Consider the following 23581-nt stretch of genomic DNA (forward strand, 5'->3'; position numbering starts at 1 on the left):
TGCCGGGCGGTGCGGGCGGTCACCCCAGCAGCCGCAGCCGGGTCGCGGCGACGCCCACGCGCACGCTCTGTCCCCAGGCCAGTTCCAGGGCGTCCGCCTCGATCCCGTCACCGAAGGCGACCAGGTGCTCGGACTCCACGGTGAGCACCAGCTGCCGCCCGGCCTCCAGCAGACCGTGCACCCGGCTGGTGCCGGTGGTGGGGGAGGGCCACGCCTCCCGGACGAACCAGGCCAGCGCCGGTGCGTCCGGGGCGGGCAGCGCGGGCAGACCGGACGGGCCGCCGGGGCCGCCGCGCTCCAGCCACGCCGAACGGCACCAGCCGGTGGCGCCCGTGCCGGTGCCGACCAGCACCCCCGAGGAGGCCTGCGCCTCCGCCGCCTCGGGCGCCTCCGCGGCCTTCGCGGCCTGCGCCGACTCGGCGGCCCGGCCCGCCTCGGGCGCGCCGCCCGCCGCACCGCCCGGCGCCCGCGCCGTCCCCAGGCGGTAGCGGGCCGTCTGGTGGCCCGGCTGCCCGACGTACACCTCGTTCAGCGCGAGCAGCCGCTGGCCGTCGTCCGCGACCGCCTCGACCATCGTCCGCTCCTCCACCGCCCCCTCGCCGTGCGCCGCCGCCCGCAGCAGCCCGGGCAGCGCGGCCACCCGGTGACGCACCAGCACACCCGGGTTGCGCCCCGGGTCGGCGTCCACCCCGACCACCGGCTGACCGTCCAGGTACTTCGCCACGTTGGCCACCAGGCCGTCCTGGCCGACCACCGCGACCACGTCCCCGGGCTCGAACAGGAAGCGCGGCAGGTCCGCCCGCTCCACCCGGCTGCGCCGCCAGTCCAGCGGCACGGCCGCCGCCGCCTCGGCCAGCGCCGTGGCCTGCCGGTGGTGGCGCTGCTCGACCTCCTCGGCCGAACGGCCCCGGGAGGCCAGGAAGAACGCCGCCTGCCCCGGCGTGCCGTGACGCGCCACCAGCTCCTCGTACTCGGTGCGCCGGTGCACCAGCACCACCCGCGGGGCGAGGGTCACCGCCGCTCCCCGGGGGCACCGAGGCGGGCCAGCAGACCGGTGAGCACGTCCGGGGTGAGCGTCACGCTGTCGATCCGCGGCAGGTGCTCCGCCAGCCGCATCAGCGCCAGCGCCCGCAGCACCGCCGGATCGGCCTGCTGGTGGGCCGCCAGCCAGGCCGCCTCCGCCGCCGCCCGGGCCTCGCCGAGCTCGCGCGCGGCCTGCGCCTCGGCGGCGGCCAGCCGGGTGCGGCGCTGCGCCTCGGCGTCGGTGCGCACCCGGTCGGCGACGGCCTCCTCCTCGGCCTGCAGCCGGACGTTGGCGCCCTGCTGGGCGAGCAACTGCTCCTCGCGGCGGGCGAGTTCGATGCGGTTGGCGAGCTCGTTCTCGGCGATGCCGCGCTCGTGCTCGACCGCCACCGCCCGGCGCTCGAAGGTCGCCCGGTCGGCCTCCTGCTGGACCAGCTCGCGGGCGGGGGTGCGCAGCGCCCGCTCGACCTCCGGCTCGGGCCGCAGCGCGACCACCCGGACGGCGATCACGGCGAGTCCGGTCTCGGTGATCCGGGGCTCGGCGGCGAGGCCCGCGGACATCCGTTCGCGCACCGCGTCCACGCCGTCCACGAGGGCGCCGGCGAGCGGGGTGCGGGCGAGCAGTCCGAGCGCGTGCTGCTGGGCGGTCTCGGTGAGCAGGGTGGCGAGCTGGTCGAGCGGGGCGGCGCGCCAGGCGCCGGTGTCGGGGTCGATCCCGAAGTCGACGCGGGTGGCGGCGGTGGCCGGGTCGGTGATCCGGTAGGTGAGCGTGGCCTGGACGGTGACGTCCTGGAAGTCCGAGGTGCGGGCGTGGAAGAGCATGGCGAGTTCCCGGTCGTCCACGGGTACCTCGGAGATCGCCGCGGTCAGCGGCCGGAACCAGAAGGCCAGTCCGGCCCCGTCGTGGGCGACCCGCCCGCGCCGCAGGTGGCGCACGTGGGCGGTGGGGACGGCGCGCAGGTGGCGCAGCCCGAATCGTCTGGTGATGTCGGCCATCGGAGACCCCCTTTTCGTCACCTCGACGCTATTGGCTCCGACCAGTTCTCGTCAAGGTGACCAAAAGAGGTGCTGTCGACCGGTTCCCGGGGCTGCTGCCGGCCGCCCGCCGGCGGTGCGCCCGCCCCCGGGGCCGTCGAGGCGGAGGTGGTCGCCGCCTCCGGCGGGGCGCGCGCGTCCGGGCCGGTCGACGGGCCCCGGTGCCGCCCCGCCTCGGCGAGGTCGGGCCGCCGCGCGCCCTCGGCCGCCCCGCCCTGCGGCCCCCGCGGCCCCGGCCCTGGGCTCGGCCCCGCCTCGGGCCCGGTCGCCGGTCAGGCGTCCAGGACCAGCTGCAGCAGCTCGCGCAGGCTCTCGCGCTGCCCGGTGGTGAGCCGGGCCAGCGGATCGGCGGCGAAGGGCATCCGGGCGCGCAGGTCGGCGACGACGGCGCGCCCGGCCTCGGTGGCGGCGACGCGCTTGATCCGGCGGTCGTTCTCGTCGGCGCCGCGCTCGACCAGCCCGCGGGACTCCAGTCGGTCGATGATCACGGTCACGTTGGACGGCTCCGCGTGCAGCCGCTCGGCGATCCGGCGGGTGGGGACCGGGTGCTCGGCGGCCAGCAGGGCCTTGGCCTGCAGCGGGGTCAGGTCGTGGACCGCGGCGGCGGCCTCGGCCTCCCGGCCGTAGCGGCGGGTGATCGCGGCGAAGAGGCCGAGGACCTCGCCGGTGAGCTCATCCGAGGGGTTGGACATGGCCCCAGCCTAGCCAGGTGCTTGACAAGCTTGAATATCGGCTCACATAGTTATGGTTCATATTGGTTATGAACCATAAGCATGTGAGGGGCCACCGCCATGAGCAGCACCAAGACCGTCCTGATCACCGGCACGTCCTCCGGCATCGGCCTGGCCGCCGCCGTCGCCGCCGCCCGCGCCGGCCGGCACGTGATCGCCACCATGCGCGACACCGCCAAGGCCGACGCCCTCCTCGCGGCGGCGAAGGACGCCGGCACCACCGTCGAGGTCCGCGCCCTGGACGTGACCGACCCCGCCTCGGTCGAGGCCTGCCTGGCCGGCCTCGACCGGCTGGACGCGCTGGTCAACAACGCCGGCGCCGGCCACGTCGGCACCCTGGAGCAGGAGAGCGTCGACGACGTCCGCGCCGTCATGGAGGTCAACTTCTTCGGCGTCCTGAACGTCACCAAGGCCGCCCTGCCCCTGCTGCGCGCGAGCAAGGGCCGCGTGCTGACCGTGACCAGCGTCGGCGGCGTGATCGGCCAGCCCTTCAACGAGGCCTACTGCGCCGCCAAGTTCGCCGTCGAGGGCTTCATGGAGTCCCTCGCCCCGGTCGCCGCCACCACCGGCGTGACCGTCGGCGTGATCGAACCCGGCGCGGTGGCCAGCGAGTTCGTCGCCAACGTGGGCCTGCCCGCCGACGCCCTGGAGCAGGCCGGACCGTACGCCCCCGCCCTGTCCGCCTACCTCGCCCGCACCCGCGACGCCTTCGCCGCCGCCCAGACCCCGCAGGCCGTCGGGGAGCTGATCGCCGACTGGCTCACCGCCGAGCGGCCCGCCTTCCGGCTGCTCACCTCCGACGCCGCCCGCGCCTTCGTCGGCGCCAAGCTCCAGGACCTCGACGGCTCGGCCGTCCAGGCGCTGACCGGCGCCTGGGTCGCCGCGTAGCCAGGAGCCGGGCGCCCGGAGTCCGGAGCCCGCTTCGGGAGCCCAGCGTCCGGCTTCAGGAGCCCGGCGTCCGGCTTCAGGAGCCCGCTTCGGGAGCCCGGCGTCCGGCTTCAGGAGCCCGGCGTCCGGCGTCCGGAGTCCGGAGGCCGACGCGCTGGGCGAGGTGCCCGGCCGGCGGGGGCCGGTCCACTAGGCTCACCGCCAGCCGCCCGACCGGCGGAAACGGCGGGCCGTCGCCGCCGGTCCCAGGAAACCGCGTCGAGAGGCAGTGCGTTGAAGGTGACCGAGATCGTCCCTGGTTCCCCGTGCTGGGCGCAGCTGAGCGCCCGCGACCTTCCCGCGGCCCAGCGGTTCTACGGGGAACTGTTCGGCTGGAGCGCCGAGACCGACCCGGACCCGCAGTACGGCGGCTACACCACCTTCTTCCACGACGGCGCGCCCGCCGCGGCCGTGGCCCCGCTGATGAACCCCCAGCAGCCGGTGATGTGGCTGCTCTCCTTCGCCGCCGAGGACGTCGACCGCACCTGCGAGAGCGCCAAGGAGGCGGGCGCCCAGGTGTGGATGGGGCCGATGGAGGTCGGCGACCTCGGCCGCTGGGCCCTGCTCAGCGACCCGACCGGCGCGCCGTTCGCCGTCTGGCAGGGCCGCCGCTTCGGCGGCTTCGGCGTGGTGAACGAGCCGAACGCCTTCGGCTGGGCCGACCTGACGAGCCGCGACAAGGACGCCGCCCTCGCCTTCTACAAGAAGGTCTTCGACTGGCAGGTCTGGCCCGACGACACCTACCCGATGGTCGGCCTGGCCGACCGGATGTTCGGCGGCGTGATGGCCATGGACGACTCCTTCCCGCCCGAGGTCCCCTCGCACTGGAGCCCGTACGTCCAGGTCGCCGACGTGGACGCCACCGCGGCGAGCGCGACCCGCCTGGGCGCCGAGGTCCTGTACGGACCCGCCGACACGCAGATGGACAACGGCCCGCGGATCGCCCTGATCCGCGACCCCGAGGGCGCCACCTTCGGCGTCTTCACCCCCCGCGCCGAGGGCTGACCGGCCCCGGACACGAACGCGCCCCGAGCCGCCGGCCCGGGGCGCGTTCGTGCTGCCGTCCGGCAGGGCGGGGGCCGCCGGTGGCGGAGCGCCGCACCGCGACGGAGCTCGTACGAACCCTCGACGCAACGGCGCGTTCCGCGTCACCGGATCGCAACGCCCCGATGCCCGGACGGAATGTCAGTGCCCCCTCGTAGGGTGGAAAGCACGTCGGAGGGAGCGCCGCGAAAAGGCGCCGAAAACACCAATTCCTTGAAACGGGGTAGACCCATGTCTGCGAACAGGATCAAGCACAAGGTCAACCACGTCTCCCTGGTGGTCGACAAGTCCGGCTCGATGCGCCAGCACGCGGACCAACTCGTGCGCGTCGTCGACGAGTTCGTGAAGGGCCTGCAGGAGGAATCGGACCGCCTCGGCCACGAGACCCGGATCAGCCTCTACGCGTTCGACCACGAAGTGCAGAACCTGGTCTGGGACATGGACGTCAAGCACCTGCCGTCCCTGCGCGGCCTCTACAAGGTCGACAACGGCGCCACCGCGCTGATCGAGTCCGCCGTGAAGTCCATCGACGACCTGAAGAACATCTGGGAGGGGTACGGCGAGCACTCCTTCCTCCAAGTCGTCGTCACCGACGGCGAGGAGAACGCCTCCGGCTTCTCCCAGTGCGGCCAGATGCACACCCGGATGGGCGCCGGAAAGGGCGCCGGCGTCCTGCGCTCCTGGATCGAGCGCATCCACACCGCCATGGGCGAGCTCCCCGACCACTGGACCTCGGCGATCCTCGTCCCGAACTCCCTGGCCAAGCGCACCGCCCAGGAGTACGGCTTCCCCGCGGGCAACATCGCCATCTGGGACGCCGACTCCAGCCAGGGCGTCGAAGAGGCCATCGGCACCGTCAAGAGCGCCGCCACCAGCTTCCTGCGCGGCCGCGAACAGGGCGTGCGCGGCACCAAGAACCTCTTCGCCATGGGCCAGGACCTCAACACCGCCGACGTCAGCGCCAACCTCGACGCCCTGGACACCGGCAAGTACATCCTCGTCCCGGTCGACCAGCCGCTGCCGATCCGCGAGTTCGTCACCACCGCCGGCCACTCGTACACGACCGGCTGCGCCTTCTACGAGCTGTCCAAGCGCGAGAAGATCCAGGCCCGCAAGCAGCTCGCCGTGGCGGAGAAGGACCCGGCCACCGGCCGGATGACCGGCCGGGTCTTCTCCGGCCCGGCGGCCCGCCGGCTGCTCGGCCTGCCGACCGCGGAGGCCACGGTGAAGCCGGGCGACAACCCGTCGTACACCGTGTTCGTGCAGTCCACCTCCGTCAACCGGAAGCTGGTGCCGGGCACCAAGCTGCTCGTGATGCTGTAACCCGCCGGCTGACTTTCCCAGGCCCCCGCGCCGAGTCCGGACTCAGCGCGGGGGCCCGGCGGCGGTCGGGTCCGCGTGCCGGTACAGCGTCACCAGCAGGCCGTGCACCGGCGCGTCCGGGTCCTCCTCCACCTCGTCGACCAGTCGCTCCAGCGCCTCGGCCAGCCGGGCCGCCTTGGCCGGGCCGAGCCGCAGGTGGCGCAGGGACAGCAGGTGCTCGGCGGGGGAGCGGTCCAGCTCCTGCGCGACGGCGCCGAGCATCGCGGCGGTGCCCTCGGCCCGGGGCTCGGCGACGACCATGCGCTCGGCGCTGCGCCCGTAGTACTTCTCGGTGCCGCCGCGCACCTGCCGCGTCCCCGCCTCCCGGACCAGTCCGGCCTCGCACAGCACCCGCAGGTGGTGGGAGACGCTGCCCTTGTTCACGCCCAGCTGCGCGGCCAGCCGGCTGATCGTCGAAGGCTGCCCGCTCAGGGCGAACAGCAGGCGCTGGCGCAGGGGGTGGGCGAGCGCGGTGTGCTGCTGGGGGGTACTGATCTGCTGGACGTCCTCGTCCGGTCCTCGGTTCACGGCATCAAGTGTTAAACGCTCTTGACGCTTTCGCAAGCCGCTGGTCTACTTCCCTGCCGTGACCACCACCGCCACACCACCCGCCCTGGACACCGCCGCCGTCGTCGCGTCGATCGCCGACCTGGTCGCCGAGCACTACGTCTTCCCCGACGTCGCCCACCGATTGGCGGCCCTGCTGCGCGAGCGCCGCGCCGCGAACGCCTACCGGGCCCAAACCGCCGAGGAGTTGGCCGAGGAGGTCACCGCCGACCTGCGCTCCGTCAACGGCGACCTGCACCTGGGCCTCAAGCACCACGCCGAGCCCGTACCGCAGGGCCTCGGCGAGGCCGCGCTCACCGCGATGCGGCGGCAGTTCGACGAGACCCTCGGCGGAGTCCCGCGCGTGGAACTGCTCGACGGCGGCGTCGCCGTCGTGGAGTTCGCGCCCTACCTGTTCCCGCTGGACTGGGCCGCCCAGCCGCTGGCCGCCGCGCTCAACCTGGTGGCCCCCGCCCGCGCCCTCGTCCTGGACCTGCGCGGCAACCGCGGCGGCGACCCGGACACCGTCGCCTTCGTCTGCGGCTACCTGCTCGACGGCCGCACCCACCTCAACACCCTCGTCTCCCGGCAGGGCGAGAAGGCCGAGCAGTCCTGGACGCCCCCGTTCGTCCCCGGCCCCCGCTTCGGCGCCGACAAGCCGCTCTACGTGCTCACCGGCGCCGAGACCTTCTCCGCGGCCGAGGAACTCGCCTACGACCTGCAGCAACTCGGCCGCGCCCGCACCGTCGGCGAGACCACCCGCGGCGGCGCCCACCCCCGCGAGGGCTGGACCGTCCACCCCCACCTCGAACTCACCGTCCCCGTCGCCCGCGCCCTCAACCCCGTCTCCGGCACCAACTGGGAAGGCACCGGCGTCCACCCCGACGTCCCCTGCCCGGCCGGCGACGCCCTCGACCACGCCCTGGCCCTCGCCACCGCCGACCTGGCGCAGACCGGTTCCTGACGCGGGCCCGCTCCCGACCGGACCCGCGAGGAGCGGCTCGCCCGGTTCGACCTCCCGAGGGCGGGTCCGCGGCCGACGCCGCGCGGCTCCGCGACCCCGACGGCGTCGGCGGGCGGTAGCGTCCTGGCGGAGTTCGAGGGCCATCACGTCGTGATGGCCGATCCGAACGCAGGCCACTCGATGCCTCGCCGCCCGTGAGTCCGGTCCGCGAATGCCGCTGCTGGTGCATGGACAGCGGGTCCTCGCGTAGCGACCCTCGACCGCCCGCTCTGCTCACGCGAGCACGCGCCGCCGACAACCCCCGGCGCGCGGTGTGCCGTGCCTCCCCCAGCCGTGACCGGAGCGAGCCCCAGGACTCCGATCCGGCCGCCCCCGGCCCTGGACAGGTCGAGCCGGCCGGGGTGGGATGACAACTCGGCTTTAAAGCTGAGCTGTTGAACCTCTCTGTACCGCGACGATCGGAGGAACAGCACTGATGGCAACCGCACCGTGGGGTACTACCCGCATGGGCCCGTACGCCGAGGCCGCCCCGGTCCCCGCCCTCACGCCCGTGATCGACCCCGAAACGCAGATCGCCGTGATCGTGGACGAACACGGCCGCACGGTCGAGCTGGGAGCACACGGGACCAGCACCAACACCAGCACGCCCACCCACACGGGCGGCGGCGACGGGCAGGGTGGCGGGCAGAACGCGCCCACCGACATGGACAGCATCCCGGCCAACGACCAGGACCAGGGCACGGGCTGACATGGCACCGGATCGACACCGGGCCGTCCTGGTCCTGACCAACACCTACGACGTGACAGCCGATGTGGTGCTGCGCATCCTGGCTGAGCGCCGAGTCCCGGTCGTCCGGGTGGACCCCGGTGCCGATCTGCCCGGAGACGCCTCGCTGACCGCCCACTACGCCACGGGTGAGCAGCGGGGCGTTCTCCGCACCCCGAGCCGGGTTCTCGACCTGGCCGACGTGAGATCGGTATGGGTCCGCAGGCCCTCGCCTTACGAAGCGCCGCCGGGCCTGGTCGAGCATGACGCCAAGTTCGCCGCCGCGCAGGCGTTCTGGGGTTTCGGCGGCATCCTCGCCTCCTTGCCCCATGCCCACTACGTGAATCATCCGTGGCGCATCCGCAGTGCCGAGCACAAACCGGCGCAGCTCGCTGCGGCAGCCGGGAGCGGGCTCCTGGTCCCGGCCACCGTCATCACGGCGGATCCGCGCGAAGCCCGGCGGTTCTGCGCGCACCAGCCCGGCGGGGCGGTCTACAAGCCGCTATGGGACAGCCGGTACCGCGATGCGGAGGGTACCGCCCAGCAGGTCTGGGTACGTGGCGTCGACCCGGCCGAGATCACCGATGCTGTGTCCGTGTGCCCGCACCTGTTCCAAGCGAAGGTGGCGAAGGCGTTCGACGCGCGTGTGACCGCCGTCGGTGAGCGGTTGTTCGGGGTCCGGATCGACAGCCCCGATCTCGACTGGCGCCACAGGCAGCATTTGATGACCTGCACCCCCGTAGCCGTGCCGGAGACGGTCGCGCGTTCGATCTCCGCCTACCTTGCCGCATTCGGTTTGGTGTACGGCGCTTTCGACTTCGCCGTGACCGGTTCGGGTGACTGGCACTTCCTTGAGTGCAACCCCAACGGCCAGTGGGCATGGCAGCCGGCGGAGACCACCGACGCGATCGCCCATGCCCTCGCCGACCAGCTGGAGAAAGGCCCCGACGCATGACCACACCCGCGGAACTCCGCGCCGCCCTGGCGGACAGACTCGCCGAGGAAGACCCGGACACCGATCCCGCGTGGATCGACGCCGCGAGGACGGTTCCGCGGGAGCTGTTCACGGGGGCCTACTTCCTGCCGGTCGAGGGGAGCAACCCGACCGGCTACCGCCCCGTCCGCGAGGGCGAGCCCGGTTGGCTGGAGGGGGTCTACACGAATCAGACCCTCGTCACCCAACTCGACGGCCGCACCCGCCCCGACGACGTGACCGAAGGCACCGCCATCGGAGCCCCGTCGTCATCGTCCACGCTGCCATCCCTGGTGTTGCGGATGTGGCAGCAGCTGGCCCCCGAAGCCGGGCACCGGGTCCTGGAGATCGGCACGGGAACCGGATACTCGACCGCCCTCGGCGCGCACCGCCTCGGCGACAGCAACATCACCAGCATCGAGTACGACCCGGCCGTCGGCGGCGCCGCTGCGGCTGCCATCAAGGCGGCCGGCTACGCACCCCGCCTGATCGTCGGTGACGGGCTGCTCGGCGACCCGGACGGGGGCGAGTACGACCGGCTGATCGCCACCTGTTCAGTCCGATACCTCCCGCAACCGTGGGTCTACCAGGTGAAGCCCGGCGGCCGAATCCTGGTCACCCTCGCCGGGTGGTCGTACGGGTTCGGTCTCGCGCTGCTGACCGTAACCGGCCCCGGTGAGGCCACCGGCCGCTTCCTGCCCGGGTACACCTCATTCATGATCGCCCGGCCGCACGACCGGCCGCCCCGCCAGACTCTCGCTCTGCTGCCCGGTGACGAGCGACCGGCCCGGATCAACCCCGAGGTCATCAGCACGTGGACCGGCAATTGGGTCGCCCAACTCGCCGCGCCGTCGGCCGAGCGGATGGGGGCGGGCGGACAACAGATCCTGTCGGACGTGTCCACCGGTTCGCAGGCCCGCACCATCCCCGACCCGCAGGGCGGATGGACCGTGATTCAGCGCGGCCCGCTCCGCCTGTGGGACCAGGTCGAAAGCGCCGTCGAAGCCTGGCAACAGGCAGGCGAGCCCCACCAGGACGGATTCGGGATCACCGTCTCGGCCACAGGCCAACGGGTCTGGATCGGCTCCGAGGACGGCCCGGGCTGGGATCTGCCGATCTGAGCGCGGATGGGCGCTGACGACGCTGATCCGGGGCCCCCGGTTCGCCCCTGCGTCCACCAGGACTTCGTGGCGGGCCGAGCCGGACGGGTTGCAGCGCCAGTACGAGCCGCGCGAGGCCCTGCGGGCGGTCGCCGACCGTCGGGTCCGGCGGTCAGCCGCCGAAGACCGCCGTGGGGTCGCCGGTGAACCAGGTGTTGTCGATGCGCATCCGCCGGATGAGCCAGCGGCCCCCGTCGCGCACCAGGTCGACGGTGTAGGGGTTCTTGAGCAGGGCGTGGGTGTCCGGGTCGGCGGTGAGCAGGTGCTGGGCCTCGACGAGGGCGGTGAGGCGGGCGGTGTCCCCGTCGAGGCCGACGCGGGGGTTGGTGACCTGGTGGGTGGTGTCGACCCGGCCGGCGAACATGGCCAGGATGGTGTCGACGATGAAGTCCCGGCCGGTCATCAGCGGCGGCTCGCCGCCCCAACGGGCGGCGGCGGGGCGGAAGTCCAGCTCCGCGTCGGCGGTGAAGGCGGAGGCGAACAGCTCGCGGTCCTTCAGGTCCTGGCCGAGGGCGAAGCGGTAGAGGGCGTCGGTGATCTCGGCGCGGTCGCGCAGTTCGGCCACGACGGCTGCGGTGTCGTCGGGCTTCGCGGCCAGGGCCTGCAGGGGGTGGGCGGTCATGGTGTCCTCCGCGGGACGGGATGGGGAACGGCCCGGAACGGTCCGGGTCGGTTCGGGCCGGTCGGGCCGGTTCGGTTCGACGCGATCCACTCTTCCGCCGTGACCGTTGGCGAACAACGGCCCTCTGCGCAATGATCGTGAATCGGGGCTTAACGACGGGGGGTTCGGGTGATCGAGCGGTACGAGGCGGAGGCGTTCCTGACGCTCGCGCAGGAGCTGCACTTCGGGCGCACGGCGGAGAGGCTGCGGGTGTCCACGGCGCGGGTCAGCCAGACCATCCGCAAGCTGGAGCGGCGGGTGGGGGCGGCGCTGTTCGAGCGCACCAGCCGCCGGGTCGAACTCACCCCGCTGGGACGGAGGTTGGCGGACGAGCTGGGGCCGGCCTGGGCGGCCGTCGGCGCGGCACTGCAGGGGGCCGTCGACGCCGGGCGGGGCCTGTCCGGCAGTCTGCGGGTCGCCTACGTCGGTGCTGCCGCCGGCCAACTCCTCATCGGCGTCGGTGAGTTGTTCCGGGAGCGGGCGCCCGGCTGCGAGGTGCGACTGCGCGAGGCCAGGGCGACGGAGACGGTCCGCTGGCTGCGCGAGGGCGAGGCCGACCTGTGCCTCGTCCCCCTGCCGGTGCGCGAGCCCGACCTGGCCCGCGGCCGGGTCCTGGTGCGCGAGGCCCGGATGCTCGCCGTGCCCGCCGGACACCCCTTCGACCGCCCGGGCGGCGCCTCGGTCGAGGACCTGGCGCGGGTGCCGGTGCTGCGCCTGTCGGACGGCACCGGCGTGCCGTCGCCCCGGGCGGACGCGACGCCGGGCCCGGAGGCCGAGACCGTCCAGGAGGCGCTCACCCTCGTCGGGGCCGGCCAAGGGGTCCTGCCCGTCGGGGCCCACGCCCGGCGCTACTACCCGCGCCCCGACGTCGCCTACGTCCCCCTGGACGGCGCGCCGCCGCTCGAATGGGGCCTGGTCTGGACGGCGGAGCACGCCACCGCCCGCGTCCGCGCCTTCGCCGAGGCCGCCGCCGACCTGCTCGGCGACCCGCACTGAGCCCGGCCCGGGCGCCCGGCCCGGGCGCCCGGTGCGGAGCCGCCCGGTGCGGTCGGCCCGGTGCGGTCAGCCCCGGTGCGGGAGGTCCCGGCCGCAGAAGGACCGCCAGTGGGCGGTGTCGAAGGGGACGCTGCCGCACCACAGCAGCTGGTCGGGAGGGGAGTCCACCCACGCGTCCAGGGCCTGCGGGGCCCGGCAGGTGCCGGCCGGGGCGTAGGGGGAGCAGGTGCCGTCGGCGCGCTGCAGGGTGTGGGCGCGCCAGGCGTCCAGGCCCATGGTGCCCTCGCCCGGGTCGGTGGGCAGGTAGCGGTCGGCCGACCAGCAGGCCGCCATCGCGCCGAAGAGGACCAGCGCGCACAGCGCCCCGGCGGTCAGCCGGTGGCCCGGCGAGGGCGGCAGCGGCCGGGACGGGCGCGGCAGGCGGTGGCGCAGTGCGCGCAGCCGGGCGCCGAGCAGCATCGCCGCCAGCACGGTCAGCGTCAGCAGGCTGTAGAGGATCAGCCAGGTGGTGCGCGGGTAGAGCATGACGGCCTGGTCGCGCTCCATGTGCGCGGCGAACCAGAACCGCAGCAGCCAGGCGCTGCCCAGGCAGGCCAGGGCGGCGATCACCGGCGGGCGGCGCAGGCCGAGGGCGAGCGCCAGGGCGAGGCCCGTGAGCAGCAGCACGGTGACCGCCGACTGCCCCGAAAGCTCGCCCGGAGAAGGCCAGTTGCCCCAGCCGGTCAGGGAGCCCGCGCGGTCCGAGCGCCAGCCGAGGACGTAGGCGGGGTTGCCGAAGACGTCGGAATAGGCGTACCGGTCGACCGTCGAGGTCCCGGTGGTCACCATCCGCTTCAGCAGCGGGAAGCCGACCGCGGCGGCGGCGAGCGCGGTGGCACCGACGAAGACCGCGGCGCGCAGCAGGGCGGCGCGCCCCCGGCGCCAGGGCGTCAGGGCGAGGACGGCGACCAGCACCCCGGGCGTCGACCAGACGAACCAGCCCGAGTAGACCAGGAACAGCGCCCCCAGCAGCGCGCCGATGCCCGCCCCCGACAGCGCCGCCGCGCGCGGCGACCGGGTGTGCACGGCGGCCAGCCGGGCGAGCAGGAGGCCGAGGACGGGCAACAGCACCACCATCACCAGGTGGCTGTACGGCCGGATCGGGTCGAGGAACAGCACCGAGGCGGGCAGCGCCACGGCCAGCGCCCACACCGGGCGCAGCAGCACCCGCCAGGCGAGGTAGGCCAGCGGGCCGAACACCGCGCTGAGCAGCAACTGCAGGTCCTGGAGGGCGAATCCGGCGTGGCCGTGCCGCACGTGGCGGGTCCACTCGGCGAGCAGCACGACGAAGCCGGGCGGGTAGACCGGGGGGAGCTCGTGCCGGCGCAGGAACGTCATCGCGTAGGCCTGCAGCACGGCCGGGTCGCCGTCCTGCCCGCCGAGCGCCCACGGCGTGCCGTGCAGGGCCACCGCGATCCCGCCGGCCACCAGCCCGGTGACGAGCCCCGCCGCCGCCGCGCAGCCCAGGCGCAGCACCAGCGGATAGCGCCGGGGCCCGGCCCGGTGCGCCGCCCACAGCACCACCGCCAGGACGGGCAACGCGACGACCGCCGCCCGCAGTTGGAGCGCGGCGAGGCCGCTGACCTGCCCGACGCGGGTCAGCGGGTCGACGTCGATGCCCCGGGCCCACAGCAGGAACCCGACCCCGCTCGCCAGCGCGGTGCCGCCCTCCGCGGCCACGGCCCACGCCCGGCGGGACCGCCCGGCCCGGCGCCCCGCCTCCCCGGCCCGCGCCGGCCGCCGGGCCGGGGGCAGCCGTACGGCCGTGCGCCGCGTCGCGGGACTGGTCTCTACGCCGGACATGCGGGGTCCCTCTTCCGTCGCGCTGCAGCGGTCTCGTCCGGCCCAACGAGCGTCCGCCGCCGCGATTACGGCGCGCCCGGCGAAGGGCGTCCGGGGCGGTGCGAGGGGACTGCGCGAGGGGGAGGTGCGAGGGGGAGGTGCGAGGGCCGGCGGGAGGGGGTGCTCCGAGGGACGGAAAACTCTCGGATCCGCCTGCAACCCCGACGGGGCCACACGTCCAGTCAGCTGAGAGGCACGGAAGGGGGCCACCTTCCGAAGCCGGGCGGTGCTCCGCCCGCTCTTCACCGCACCTTGAACCCCTGAACGCCTGAGCCCCTGAACCTCGGGCCCCTGAGCCCCTGAACCTCGGGCCCCTGAGCCCCTGAACCTCGGGCCCCTGAGCCCCTGAACCTCGGGCCCCGGAAAACCGGTTGTCCCCACCGCGGCGGGTGCGGCACAGTGGGCCCATCGCGCCACACGGGCCCAGGAAGGAGCACGACCGTGAACACCGTCACCACCACCCGCGTCCGGTCGTATCAGCGCTCCTCCCGTCACCGCAGTTCCCAGAGCACGGGAACGGCCTCGTAGCGCGCTGACCGGCTTCCCGCCGGGCCGCCCCGGGGATCGTTCCCCGACCGGGCGGCCCTTTCGCGTGCCGCCCCGCGCCGGATGGTGCAACAGGCAGGCACACCTGACTCCGGACCAGGCGATCGGGGTCCGAATCCTCGTCCGGCAGCGCGGCGCACACCGGCGCGGCGCACACCAGCGCTGCGCACACCGGCGCGGCACAGGACAGCGCAGTACCGCAGGGAGAGTTGGCCGAGTGGTAAGGCAGCGGCTTGCTAAGCCGTCGTCGGGGTCACACCCGCGCGCGTTCGATCCGCGCACTCTCCGCCGAGGGCGAGCTGGGCACGGGAGAGCCCAAGGGCCTGTAAAGCCCCCGCTTCGGCTGTGGCGGTTCGAATCCGCCCTCGCCCACCACCGGTGCCACCGGGCCCCGGCCTGTACCCCCTGCCGCCCCTCGGGGCAGCGGGAGTACGGGCCGGGGCCCGGTGGCCGTTCGGATGCCGTCGTCCGGGGGAACGTCCGCCCCGGCGGGGTCAGCTCGGGAACGGCCAGACCGGGCACCACGGGTAGGTGATCTGGCCCGGGTAGGGCGGGCCCCACGGCGGGCACGGGGGCAGGGTCGGCCCGGTCTGGGCGCTGCTCCACAGGACCTTGCCGTTCAGCTGGACGGCGATGGCGCCCTCGTTGTAGACGGCCAGCTCCGCGCCGGGGTTGCGGTCGGTGTTGCTGGCCCACAGCGGGGTGTTGTCGGCGGCGTACACCACCAGGTTGCCGTCGCCCTGCATGACCAGGACGTTGCCCCGGGGGATGGCGCCCTTGGCCACCCAGATCGGGGTGGTGTCGCGGTAGAGGACGACGTTGCCGTCGCCCTGCATGGCCAGCATGATGTGGCGGTCCGGCGAGTACCAGGCCTGGTTGCGGTTGAGCACGCTGTTCATCGGGATGTGGGTGGGCTCGGACAGCGCGGCGGCCACGGCCGGGGCGGCGGCCGGCGAGGCAACCGGGGCCTTCGGGGCAACCGGGGCGGCGTTCGCGGTGCCGGAGCCGGTGGCGACGGCGCCGAGCGCGATCGTGGTGAGGGCGGCCAGTGCGGCGACCCGGGAGCGGAGTCGGGACATGGTCTGTCTTCAAGTCCTCTCAGGGCATCATGAATTGACGGTCTATCAGTTCCTCTTGCGGCGCCGTACCCCACGCTAGGCCCGCAGCCGGGCGCCGAGCGGCAGGTCCACCGGCAGCTTCCCGCCCCCCGGGCGCCTCTGCCGGTGGCGAATCTGCGGCGGGCAGACAAACCCCGTCCGGGGCACCCGCGGGGCGGACAGTGGAGGGGACGGCACAAGCCCCGACAAGGAGGACCGATGACTTCACCGGCCGCGCTCCCGCCCCGCGCGGGGGAGGGCGACACCCCGCCCAGCCGCTTCGACGACCAGCTCGCCGCGCAGCTGCTCGCCCAGCGGATCGTCCTGCTCGGCACCCAGGTCGACGACGTGTCGGCCAACCGGGTCTGCGCGCAGCTGCTGCTGCTGTCCGCGGAGGACCCGCGCACCGACATCTGCCTGTACATCAACAGCCCGGGCGGGTCGGTCACCGCGGGTCTGGCCATCTACGACACCATGCGGCTCGTCCCCAACGACGTCTCGACGCTGGCGATGGGGTTCGCCGCCAGCATGGGCCAGTTCCTGCTCACCGTGGGCGCGCCCGGCAAGCGGTTCGCGCTGCCGAACGCGCGGATCATGATGCACCAGCCCTCGGCGGGCATCGGCGGCACCGCCGCGGACATCGTCATCCAGGCGGAGAACCTCCAGTTCACCAAGAAGGCCATCGAGCGGATCACCGCCGAGCACACCGGGCAGAGCGAGGAGACGATCGCCCGCGACGGCGACCGGGACCGCTGGTTCACGGCCGAACAGGCCCGGGAGTACGGGATCGTGGACCGGGTGGTGGAGTCGCTCGCCGACATCCGCCCGGCCTCCTCGCGCCGACGGATGGGGCTGTGACATGGGCTCGTACACCGTTCCGTACGTGATCGAGCGCACCGCGCAGGGCGAGCGCTCCTACGACGTCTTCAGCCGGCTGCTGAACGAGCGGATCATCTTCCTCGGCACCGAGATCGACGACGGCGTCGCCAACGTGGTCATCGCGCAGCTCCTGCACCTGGAGGCGGAGAACCCGGAGCGCGAGATCTCGATCTACCTCAACTCGCCCGGCGGATCGTTCACTTCGCTGATGGCGATCTACGACACGATGACCTTCGTGCAGGCGCCGATCTCCACCTTCTGCGTCGGCCAGGCGGCGTCGACGGCGGCGGTGCTGCTGGCCGGCGGGGACCCCGGGCGGCGGTTCGTGCTGCGGCACGCGCGGGTGCTGCTCGGCCAGCCGGCCAGCGGCGGGCGGCAGGGGACGGTCTCCGACCTCAGCCTCGCGGCCAAGGAGATGGTCCGCATCCGCGCACAGGTGGAGGAGGTGCTCTCCCGGCACACGCACCACGACGCGGCGACGCTGCGCGCGGACATGGACCGGGACAAGGTGCTCACCGCCGAGGAGGCCGTCGCCTACGGGATCGCCGACGAGGTGCTGAACCGGCGGCTCGCCCCCGCCTGACTCCGGCGCGCCCCGCGACCCGCGGGCGGCGGCCGGTTCCACGGGGGTGTGCCGGCCGCCGCCCGGCGGTCAGGCGGCCAGGCAGAGGCCGTCGTACCGCGCGGTGGCCGTGGGGGCCGTCCGGCTCAGGCCCGACCGCCCGGCCGGGCTCGTCCGGCCGGGGGCGTAGCGGGCCAGTTCGTCCTGGGCGAGCGAGAGCAGGTCGCCGAGGCCGAGCCCGAGGGCGCGGGCGGCGGCCGCGAGGATCTCGGAGGAGGCCTCCTTGCGTCCGCGCTCCAGCTCCGACAGGTACGGCATCGAGATCCGGGCAGCCTCCGCGACGTCCTTCAACGTGCGTTCCTGGCCGAGCCGTTCACGCCGCAGCACGTCCCCGACGACGTCGCGCCAGAGCGGCTCCCGCGGCGCGGGCACGGGCCCGGGGGCGGGCAGGGGCACGGGTGCCGGCCGGGCCCCGGCCGGCTGCTGCCGGCCGCGGGCCGCACCCCCGGGCGCGGGCGCGGACGGCGCGGCCTGCGGCCGCAGGGGGATGACGCGGGCTTCGTTCGGCGCTTGAGTGCTCACCCCTTCAGCCTAGGGATCCCGGGCGCCGGGGGAAGGGAGCGGCGTTCTGCCCTCGGTGAATCCGCGCGGCCGGCCGGTTCAGGGGCGCGGCGTCCAGCCGGGCGGTGTCAGACCGGTGTCGGCGAGGATCCGCGCGACCGTGCCGTCCAGGGTGCTGCCCTGGCCGACGACGTGTTCCAGGCCGCCGGGCAGCAGGTCGTGGGCCCGGTACCAGCCGGCCATGTCGGCGGGCGAGAACTCGGCGGCCTGCGGACGGGTGGCGTGTCGGCGCACCGTCTCCTCGAAGGAGACGTCCAGGTAGGAGAAGTGGCTGCGCCCCGCGTGGTCGGCGGCGAGCCGGGTCAGCATGGGGCCGTAGCGGTCGGCGTCGAGGATGCCCTCGACCACGACGTGGAAGCCGTGGTCGAGGGCGTGCCGCGCCACCACGTCGATCAGCCCGATGTTCGCCCCGCCCGGGACGTCGCGCTCGCGCAGGACGACGCGGCGCAGCACGTCCTGGGCGACGACGGCGAGGCCGCGCCCGTACGCGGCCCGCAGGCGTGCGGCGACGCTCGACTTCCCCGCGCCGCTCGGCCCGCGCACCACCACCAGCACCGTGTCGGGATCGCCCGTCATGCCGCGGACCGTTCCCGCGCGGCGGCCGCCCCACACCCCGGTGCGGGCGCTGTCCACGGGCGGGTGCGGTCAGCGGCCGGTCTGGGTGAAGCGCCCGCCGAGGTAGCGGAACTCCGGGTCGTCGGCGGGAAGTTCGCCGTGTTCGGCGATCAGGGCGGCGGCGAAGGGCTCGGCGTCGTCCTGGGGGCGGTAGCCGAGGGCGCGGGCGGAGGTGAGGTCCCACCAGGCCCGGGTGTTGGCGGAGATGCCGTAGGCCACGGTGTGGCCGGCCACCGGCCCGGTGAGGGCGGCGTGCACCAGCCGGGTGCAGTCGCCCGGGCTGAGCCAGGTGGCGAGCATCCGCACGCTGCGGGGTTCGGGGGAGAAGGAGCCGATCCGCAGCGAGACCGTCTCGATCCCGTGCCGGTCGGCGTACAGCGAGGCGAGGTTCTCGCCGAAGCACTTGGACAGCCCGTAGTAGGTGTCGGGCCGCTGCGGGGTGTCCACCGGCACGGTGGCGCCGTCGGCGGGCCGCTCGGTGAAGCCCACCGCGTGGTTGCTGCTGGCGTTGACGATTCGCCGCACGCCCGCCGCCCGGGCGGCGTCGTAGAGCCGGTAGGTGCCCTCGATGTTGGCGGCCAGGATGTCGGCGAACGGCGCCTCGCCCGGGATCCCGGCCAGGTGGACCACCGCGTCGACGCCGTCCATCGCCGCCGCCAGAGCCCCGGTGTCCCGCAGGTCGGCGACGACCGCGTCGCTCTCGCCGGGCACCGGGAGGCGGTCGAAGCAGCGCAGCCGGTACCCGAGGGCGGGCAGCGACTCCCGCAGGCAGGTGCCGATGCGGCCGGCGGCACCGGTGAGCAGGACCAGACCCGGCTGGTTCACCATCTGTCGCGTCTCCAGGGTTCCTCGTCGTCCGATGCGGGCCCGATGCCCGGACCCGGCGCCGTGCGAGGCTACCTGACGCACCGCCGACGAGCGGCGCGGTTTCGGCGGCCGCCCGGGCCCGGGGCACGGGGGAAGTACCGGGCCCGGGCGGCAACCGCGCTGTCAGGCCCAGGGGTTGAACGGGATGCCGCCGGGCTTGGAGGCGTTGAGCAGGTTGCGGAAGCGGTCGTCCTTGTCGGTCGTCTTGATCGTCGCCGACCCGAAGTCGGCGTTGTTGAGCCGGTCGCGCAGCCAGGTGCTGGGCCAGCCGTTCCAGTCCACGATGGGGGGCTGGCGCCAGTTGTGGTAGTGGTTCTCCGGCGGCTCGTCGTTGCCGTTGGCCAGCCGGAACAGGTGACTGCCCGGGCCGTCCTTGTGGTAGACGACCTTGGGGTGGCTGCCGTCGAACCGCACGTCCGAACGCGGGTAGGTGTGCTGGCTGCTGTGCTGGGTGACGGTCAGGAACTCCACCTGGTTCGACGACTGCTTCACCCAGGAGACCACGTGCTCCCAGTCGTGCCGGTGGCCGCCCCCGCCGGCCGCACCGCCGTCGATCGTCTGGTCCTTCTCGAAGTAGCTGGCGTACACGATGGCGCACCAGCCGTTGTTGCACTTGGACCGGGCGTAGGTCTGCGAGCGGTCCAGGTCGGACTTGTCCCGGCAGTTCCCGTTGACGGCGCCCGCCACCTTCAGGCCCGGGTTGAGGGTGCCGTCCGGGGCGATCGCGGAGACCGCGTAGCAGCCGTCTGTGTCGTAGTCGTACGCGGGCGAGAACGACGCCTCGTACCCACCCGCCCGCTGCGGCAGGTTCGGCAGCGAGTCGGCCTGCGCGACCTGCCCGGGAAGGGTGAGCAGCAGGGCGCTCCCGCCGACGAGCGTGGCGATCCGGCGGCGGGTACGGGCACTGCGGTCGGCCGTGGCGGCACGGCCCCGCTTCGAGAAGTTCTCCATCGTCACCTTCACTGTTCATCGGACGGGCCGGCCGGCGGTGGCCGGCGGCCCGTGACGAGCATGCCGGGAGCACCCGCCCGGGCGGATCAGTCACATGACGTACAGTGCGGGACGCGGGCACCCGCCGCCCATGCCGGTTGGTACACCGTCAAACGACCTAACCGCCCGCCCGCCCGCCCGCCGGCGCCGGGGCCCGCCGTGCCGCCCGGGGGAAAACCCTGTCGGGCGAGCCGGGTGGATGTGCCAGGATCCCCTGCCGTGAAGACCTGGGACGACCTGACCCTCACCGAACAGGTGCTGGTGCGCCGCGCCGTCGGCGGGACCGGCCCGCGCGGCACCGTGCACCACGTCTCGTCGGTGCTGCGCTGGGCGGGCTCCCCCGAGGCGCCGCGGTGGCGCGACGACTCGCCCGAGAACGAGGCGGCGCGGGTGCCGGAGCTGGCGTCGGCGGTGCTGCGGCTGGTCGCGGGCGGGTGGTTGACGCTGCGCCGGGCGCAGGGCACCGCGTTCGTCCAGGAGGACAGTCCGCAGGTGGTGGGCGCGGAGCTGGAGCAGGTGGTGGCCGACCCGGCCACCTGGGTCCGGACGCCGGACGCCGGGTCCAGGGCTCCGGATCTCTCGCTGCGGGCGACCGAAGCGGGGCGTCGGCGTTGGACGGCAGCCGTGAACGCCCCGGGCGCCCCGCTCACCATCCACCAGCTGGACCTGTCGCAGGACGAGGACCGGTTCCGGGTGTGCGCCATGGAGTCGAGCGGCTGGCTGACCGGACCGTTCGGGATCCTCGGCGGCCTGCCGCCCGGGCTGGTGGGCGGGGAGCTGAGGGAACACGTGGCGCAGGAGCTCGCGCCGCTGGTCCGGTTCGTCCGCGAGGGCTGGATCGAGGTGCGGCACTTCGCGGAGCCCGGTACCGAGCCGACCGTCGTCCCGCTGGAGGACCTGCTGGACGCCTTCGGCGACCGGGAACTGCGCTGCGACGACCGGGACGACTGGGGCGTCGGGTTCACGTGCGTCTTCATCCAGTCGTCGGCGAACGCACTCCGCTAGCAGCCCGTAGCGCCGCCGGTGCGGCCGGTGCGGCCGGGCTCAGGAGCAGCGGTACGGGAAGGAGACGGCCGCGGTGCGGGGGGTGGGGGAGAGCAGCTCCAGGGTGGCGGTGGCCTGGAGGGCGCCCTGCCCCTCGAAGCTCCAGCGCAGTACCAGGTCGGTGTGGTGCACCCCGGAGCGCACCTCCTGGACGATCTCCTCCGAGGTGGTGCCGTCGCTGCGCAGCCGGCGCCCGCCGGGTCCGTGGTCACCGCCACGCCGGTGACGGCCAGCGCCGGGGTGCGCAGATGACGCCAGAACAGGAAGGCCGCGAGGGCCAGCAGGAGGACGAGCAGCGGCACCAGCCACCGCCCCACCCGGCGGGGCCGCCGGGGCTGTCCGGCCTCCGTCGCCTCCTGGCCGTGCCACGCGGCGGCGGCCCGCGGCGGGACGCCGAGACCGAAGCGGCGCAACTCGCCCGGGGCGAGCGGGCGTTCCTGCGAGGCGGTGGACGTGGGGGAGCCGGTGGCGGCGGTGGAGCCGGTGGCGGGGAGCGGGACGGCCACGGGCTCCGCTTCGGCCTCCCGGGCCTCGGCCGGCGTGGCGGTGCCCCCGGTCCCCTCGGGCTCGATGAGGGTGACGGTCTCCCCGCTCACCGGGGCGCTGCGCCAGACGCGGGGGTCGAGGAAGGTTGCGCTCTGCGCCCCGTCCTCCGCCTCGGCCGCATCCGGGCCCGCGCCCTTGCCGAGCACGACGGTCCGGTCCTCGGCCGCATCCGGGCCAGGGCCCGCGCCCTTGCCGAGCACGACGGTCCGGTCCTCGGCCGCATCCGGGCCAGGGCCCGCGCCCTTGCCGAGCATGACGGTCCGGTCCGCGCCCGTGCCGTCACCGGTCACCGGGCGCGCGCCGAGCATGACGGTCCGGTCCGCGCCCGGGTCGGGGGCGGAGGCGGGGCGGGGCGTGGGCATGGCTTTCTCCAGGGCGGGGACGGAACGGCAGGGCGGGCGAAGGCGCGACGGGACGTCAGCGGGGCGGGTTGCAGAGGAAGGCGGCCGTCTCGTCGGACGTCTTGCCGGGCTTGGCCGCCGCCGGGCTGGTGGTGACCCGGCACGCCCCAGGTGGGGAAGGTGTCAGCCGAGCCGAAGTCGTGCGCGCGGGTGACGGTGGCGGTGCCGTTCTGGATCACCACGGTGTCGGTCGCGACGGTCACCGCGCGGCCGCCCGAGCTGTGGTACCAGCTGAACGTCAGCGTCCCGCTGCCGGTGCCCTGGGCGCTCACCGTGACGGTCGCGGTCAGGCTCCAACGTCCGCTGCACGTCAGGGAGTTCAGGTTGACCGTGCTGACCGCTAGGGTGGCGGGGGCGACCGTCGGGCTGGGGCTGGGGCTGGGGCTGGGGCTCGGGCTCGGCGGGGTGGTGACGGGGGCGGGCGCGGCCGCGGTGGGGGCCGGCCCGGCCGGGGGAGGCCGGGGCGGGCAGGCCCGGCGCGGCGGGTGCCGTGGACGCGGGGGCGGTGGACGAGGCGGTGGGCGTGGCGCCGGGCGTGCCGGAGGTGGCCGTGGGCGAGGCCGTGGGGTCGGTCGGGGTCGCCGTCGGGCTCGCGGTGGCGCCGGGGTCGCCGGGGGCCGGGGAGGGAATCGGTTCGTCCGGCATCCTGATCCGCCCGGATGGCGTCCGCGTGAGACGGACGTGACGGGAGGAGGCCGCCCGGGCGGCGTCGGCGGGAGAGACTGGGGTCATGTGCCGCAACATCAAGACCCTGCGACCGCCCGTCACGCCGGACGCGGATGAGGACGACTTCCGGGCCGCCGCGCTGCAGTACGTCCGCAAGGTCTCCGGCTTCCGCGCCCCCGCGGCGCACAACCGGGAGGCCTTCGACCGGGCCGTGGACGCCGTCGCCGAGGCCACCGCCCGGCTGCTCGGCGAACTCGAGGTGCGCGGCGCGCACGCCAAGGCCGCCGCCGGCTAGGCCCGGCGGCCCGACTACTCGGACGGCCGGAAGGCCGACCCCGCGGCCTCGGCGTACGAGAGGAAGGCCGCGCCCGCGGAGGCGACGTGCAGGTCGACGACGACCTCCGCGCCCTCGGTGCGGCCGCGCTCCGCTACCGCCAGGCCGATCAGCGCCAAGTCGCCGGCCTGCGCGCGCAGTTCGTACTGCTCGCGGGTCTCCTCGCCGAGGTCGTCCTCGTCGTCGCGCTCCCAGGCCGCCACGGCGGCCTGGGCCAGAGCCTCGGGCAGCCGCACCGTGACCCGGCCGACCTGGGCATGGACGTGCTCCCCGATCGCCGCCAGCAGCTTCGCGTCTTCCCGGTACTGGGCGTACCGCTCTTGATCCGTCATGGTGCGAGGCCA

At 74.5% G+C, this 23581-nt stretch carries 25 protein-coding genes and 3 tRNA genes; 15 read left to right on the top strand and 13 right to left on the bottom strand.

The window, feature by feature from the left end:
- Nucleotides 1-19: 19 nt before the first annotated feature.
- The 3 genes from ACZ6Y7_RS29220 to ACZ6Y7_RS29230 all read right to left on the bottom strand — a co-directional run bounded on the left by ACZ6Y7_RS29220 (nt 20) and on the right by ACZ6Y7_RS29230 (nt 2750).
- Nucleotides 20-1015 (bottom strand): hypothetical protein, encoded by a 996-nt coding sequence (locus ACZ6Y7_RS29220; RefSeq protein WP_465760941.1) that lies wholly within the window; start codon nt 1013-1015, stop codon nt 20-22.
- Complete coding sequence (locus tag ACZ6Y7_RS29225) at nt 1012-2019, bottom strand: SPFH domain-containing protein (protein WP_465760942.1); 1008 nt, start codon at nt 2017-2019, stop codon at nt 1012-1014. Before ACZ6Y7_RS29225 ends, ACZ6Y7_RS29220 begins: the two co-directional genes overlap by 4 nt.
- Before the next feature lie 311 nt (nt 2020-2330).
- Nucleotides 2331-2750: a MarR family winged helix-turn-helix transcriptional regulator gene (locus tag ACZ6Y7_RS29230; protein WP_465760943.1), complete on the bottom strand. Its 420-nt coding sequence runs from the start codon at nt 2748-2750 to the stop codon at nt 2331-2333.
- A gap of 99 nt (nt 2751-2849) precedes the next feature.
- Here ACZ6Y7_RS29230 and ACZ6Y7_RS29235 point away from each other — a divergent pair, with 99 nt between their 5' ends.
- The 3 genes from ACZ6Y7_RS29235 (at nt 2850) to ACZ6Y7_RS29245 (ending at nt 6083) form a co-directional block, all read left to right on the top strand.
- Complete coding sequence (locus ACZ6Y7_RS29235; RefSeq protein WP_465760944.1) at nt 2850-3677, top strand: SDR family oxidoreductase; 828 nt, start codon at nt 2850-2852, stop codon at nt 3675-3677.
- 279 nt (nt 3678-3956) lie between these two features.
- Entirely contained in the window at nt 3957-4721 is a 765-nt protein-coding gene (locus ACZ6Y7_RS29240; protein WP_465760945.1) for a VOC family protein, read from the top strand.
- 270 nt (nt 4722-4991) lie between these two features.
- Complete coding sequence (locus ACZ6Y7_RS29245; protein WP_465760946.1) at nt 4992-6083, top strand: VWA domain-containing protein; 1092 nt, start codon at nt 4992-4994, stop codon at nt 6081-6083.
- A 42-nt stretch (nt 6084-6125) separates the two neighbouring features.
- On the opposite strand, the gene ACZ6Y7_RS29250 is transcribed toward ACZ6Y7_RS29245, so the two are convergent.
- Nucleotides 6126-6650: an ArsR/SmtB family transcription factor gene (locus tag ACZ6Y7_RS29250; RefSeq protein WP_465760947.1), complete on the bottom strand. Its 525-nt coding sequence runs from the start codon at nt 6648-6650 to the stop codon at nt 6126-6128.
- Nucleotides 6651-6708: 58 nt separating this feature from the next.
- Between ACZ6Y7_RS29250 and ACZ6Y7_RS29255 the strand changes: the two genes are divergently transcribed.
- The 4 genes from ACZ6Y7_RS29255 to tgmC all read left to right on the top strand — a co-directional run bounded on the left by ACZ6Y7_RS29255 (nt 6709) and on the right by tgmC (nt 10492).
- The gene (locus ACZ6Y7_RS29255) at nt 6709-7632 is read left to right on the top strand and encodes a S41 family peptidase (RefSeq protein WP_465760948.1); all 924 of its coding nucleotides are present in this window, start codon (nt 6709-6711) and stop codon (nt 7630-7632) included.
- Nucleotides 7633-8107: 475 nt separating this feature from the next.
- On the top strand, nt 8108-8380 hold the full coding sequence (tgmA, locus tag ACZ6Y7_RS29260) for a putative ATP-grasp-modified RiPP (protein ID WP_465760949.1): 273 nt from the start codon (nt 8108-8110) through the stop codon (nt 8378-8380).
- A 1-nt stretch (nt 8381) separates the two neighbouring features.
- Nucleotides 8382-9353: an ATP-grasp ribosomal peptide maturase gene (gene tgmB, locus ACZ6Y7_RS29265; protein ID WP_465760950.1), complete on the top strand. Its 972-nt coding sequence runs from the start codon at nt 8382-8384 to the stop codon at nt 9351-9353.
- Complete coding sequence (gene tgmC / locus ACZ6Y7_RS29270) at nt 9350-10492, top strand: ATP-grasp peptide maturase system methyltransferase (protein ID WP_465760951.1); 1143 nt, start codon at nt 9350-9352, stop codon at nt 10490-10492. Before tgmB ends, tgmC begins: the two co-directional genes overlap by 4 nt.
- A gap of 151 nt (nt 10493-10643) precedes the next feature.
- On the opposite strand, the gene ACZ6Y7_RS29275 is transcribed toward tgmC, so the two are convergent.
- Nucleotides 10644-11153 (bottom strand): nuclear transport factor 2 family protein, encoded by a 510-nt coding sequence (locus tag ACZ6Y7_RS29275; RefSeq protein WP_465760952.1) that lies wholly within the window; start codon nt 11151-11153, stop codon nt 10644-10646.
- A gap of 168 nt (nt 11154-11321) precedes the next feature.
- Here ACZ6Y7_RS29275 and ACZ6Y7_RS29280 point away from each other — a divergent pair, with 168 nt between their 5' ends.
- Nucleotides 11322-12188 (top strand): LysR family transcriptional regulator, encoded by an 867-nt coding sequence (locus ACZ6Y7_RS29280; RefSeq protein WP_465760953.1) that lies wholly within the window; start codon nt 11322-11324, stop codon nt 12186-12188.
- 66 nt (nt 12189-12254) lie between these two features.
- Here ACZ6Y7_RS29280 and ACZ6Y7_RS29285 read toward each other — a convergent pair whose 3' ends face one another.
- The gene (locus tag ACZ6Y7_RS29285; protein ID WP_465760954.1) at nt 12255-14030 is read right to left on the bottom strand and encodes a hypothetical protein; all 1776 of its coding nucleotides are present in this window, start codon (nt 14028-14030) and stop codon (nt 12255-12257) included.
- Nucleotides 14031-14672: 642 nt separating this feature from the next.
- Here ACZ6Y7_RS29285 and ACZ6Y7_RS29290 point away from each other — a divergent pair.
- From ACZ6Y7_RS29290 to ACZ6Y7_RS29300, 3 genes are all read left to right on the top strand, one after another.
- Nucleotides 14673-14745, top strand: a tRNA-Arg gene (locus ACZ6Y7_RS29290).
- 73 nt (nt 14746-14818) lie between these two features.
- Nucleotides 14819-14903 (top strand) — tRNA-Ser (locus tag ACZ6Y7_RS29295).
- Nucleotides 14904-14907: 4 nt separating this feature from the next.
- A tRNA-Tyr gene (locus tag ACZ6Y7_RS29300) sits at nt 14908-14990 on the top strand.
- A gap of 119 nt (nt 14991-15109) precedes the next feature.
- Here the strand turns inward: ACZ6Y7_RS29300 and ACZ6Y7_RS29305 are convergent.
- On the bottom strand, nt 15110-15694 hold the full coding sequence (locus ACZ6Y7_RS29305) for a hypothetical protein (RefSeq protein ID WP_465760955.1): 585 nt from the start codon (nt 15692-15694) through the stop codon (nt 15110-15112).
- 237 nt (nt 15695-15931) lie between these two features.
- Here ACZ6Y7_RS29305 and ACZ6Y7_RS29310 point away from each other — a divergent pair, with 237 nt between their 5' ends.
- Both ACZ6Y7_RS29310 and ACZ6Y7_RS29315 read left to right on the top strand, forming a co-directional pair.
- On the top strand, nt 15932-16570 hold the full coding sequence (locus tag ACZ6Y7_RS29310; RefSeq protein WP_402214526.1) for an ATP-dependent Clp protease proteolytic subunit: 639 nt from the start codon (nt 15932-15934) through the stop codon (nt 16568-16570).
- Nucleotide 16571: 1 nt separating this feature from the next.
- On the top strand, nt 16572-17174 hold the full coding sequence (locus tag ACZ6Y7_RS29315; protein ID WP_465760956.1) for a ClpP family protease: 603 nt from the start codon (nt 16572-16574) through the stop codon (nt 17172-17174).
- A 69-nt stretch (nt 17175-17243) separates the two neighbouring features.
- On the opposite strand, the gene ACZ6Y7_RS29320 is transcribed toward ACZ6Y7_RS29315, so the two are convergent.
- The 4 genes from ACZ6Y7_RS29320 to ACZ6Y7_RS29335 all read right to left on the bottom strand — a co-directional run bounded on the left by ACZ6Y7_RS29320 (nt 17244) and on the right by ACZ6Y7_RS29335 (nt 20207).
- Complete coding sequence (locus ACZ6Y7_RS29320; RefSeq protein WP_465760957.1) at nt 17244-17735, bottom strand: helix-turn-helix domain-containing protein; 492 nt, start codon at nt 17733-17735, stop codon at nt 17244-17246.
- Between the two features lie 78 nt (nt 17736-17813).
- Entirely contained in the window at nt 17814-18350 is a 537-nt protein-coding gene (locus ACZ6Y7_RS29325) for a kinase (protein WP_465760958.1), read from the bottom strand.
- A 69-nt stretch (nt 18351-18419) separates the two neighbouring features.
- Entirely contained in the window at nt 18420-19217 is a 798-nt protein-coding gene (locus ACZ6Y7_RS29330; RefSeq protein WP_465760959.1) for an NAD-dependent epimerase/dehydratase family protein, read from the bottom strand.
- Between the two features lie 162 nt (nt 19218-19379).
- Nucleotides 19380-20207, bottom strand: a complete 828-nt coding sequence (locus tag ACZ6Y7_RS29335; RefSeq protein ID WP_465760960.1) for an NPP1 family protein — start codon at nt 20205-20207, stop codon at nt 19380-19382.
- Nucleotides 20208-20465: 258 nt separating this feature from the next.
- Between ACZ6Y7_RS29335 and ACZ6Y7_RS29340 the strand changes: the two genes are divergently transcribed.
- Nucleotides 20466-21251 carry a hypothetical protein gene (locus ACZ6Y7_RS29340; protein ID WP_465760961.1) on the top strand — a complete coding sequence of 262 codons (786 nt, stop codon included), beginning with the start codon at nt 20466-20468 and terminating at the stop codon, nt 21249-21251.
- Here the strand turns inward: ACZ6Y7_RS29340 and ACZ6Y7_RS29345 are convergent.
- Entirely contained in the window at nt 21248-22198 is a 951-nt protein-coding gene (locus ACZ6Y7_RS29345) for a hypothetical protein (RefSeq protein WP_465760962.1), read from the bottom strand. The genes ACZ6Y7_RS29340 and ACZ6Y7_RS29345 overlap by 4 nt on opposite strands.
- A 769-nt stretch (nt 22199-22967) precedes the next feature.
- Between ACZ6Y7_RS29345 and ACZ6Y7_RS29350 the strand changes: the two genes are divergently transcribed.
- The gene (locus ACZ6Y7_RS29350) at nt 22968-23198 is read left to right on the top strand and encodes a DUF2277 domain-containing protein (protein ID WP_465760963.1); all 231 of its coding nucleotides are present in this window, start codon (nt 22968-22970) and stop codon (nt 23196-23198) included.
- A gap of 14 nt (nt 23199-23212) precedes the next feature.
- Here ACZ6Y7_RS29350 and ACZ6Y7_RS29355 read toward each other — a convergent pair whose 3' ends face one another.
- Nucleotides 23213-23569, bottom strand: coding sequence for a hypothetical protein (locus tag ACZ6Y7_RS29355; RefSeq protein WP_465760964.1), 357 nt, complete (start codon nt 23567-23569; stop codon nt 23213-23215).
- Between the last annotated feature and the right edge of the window lie 12 nt (nt 23570-23581).

Source organism: Kitasatospora sp. NPDC053308 (genome assembly GCF_055585785.1).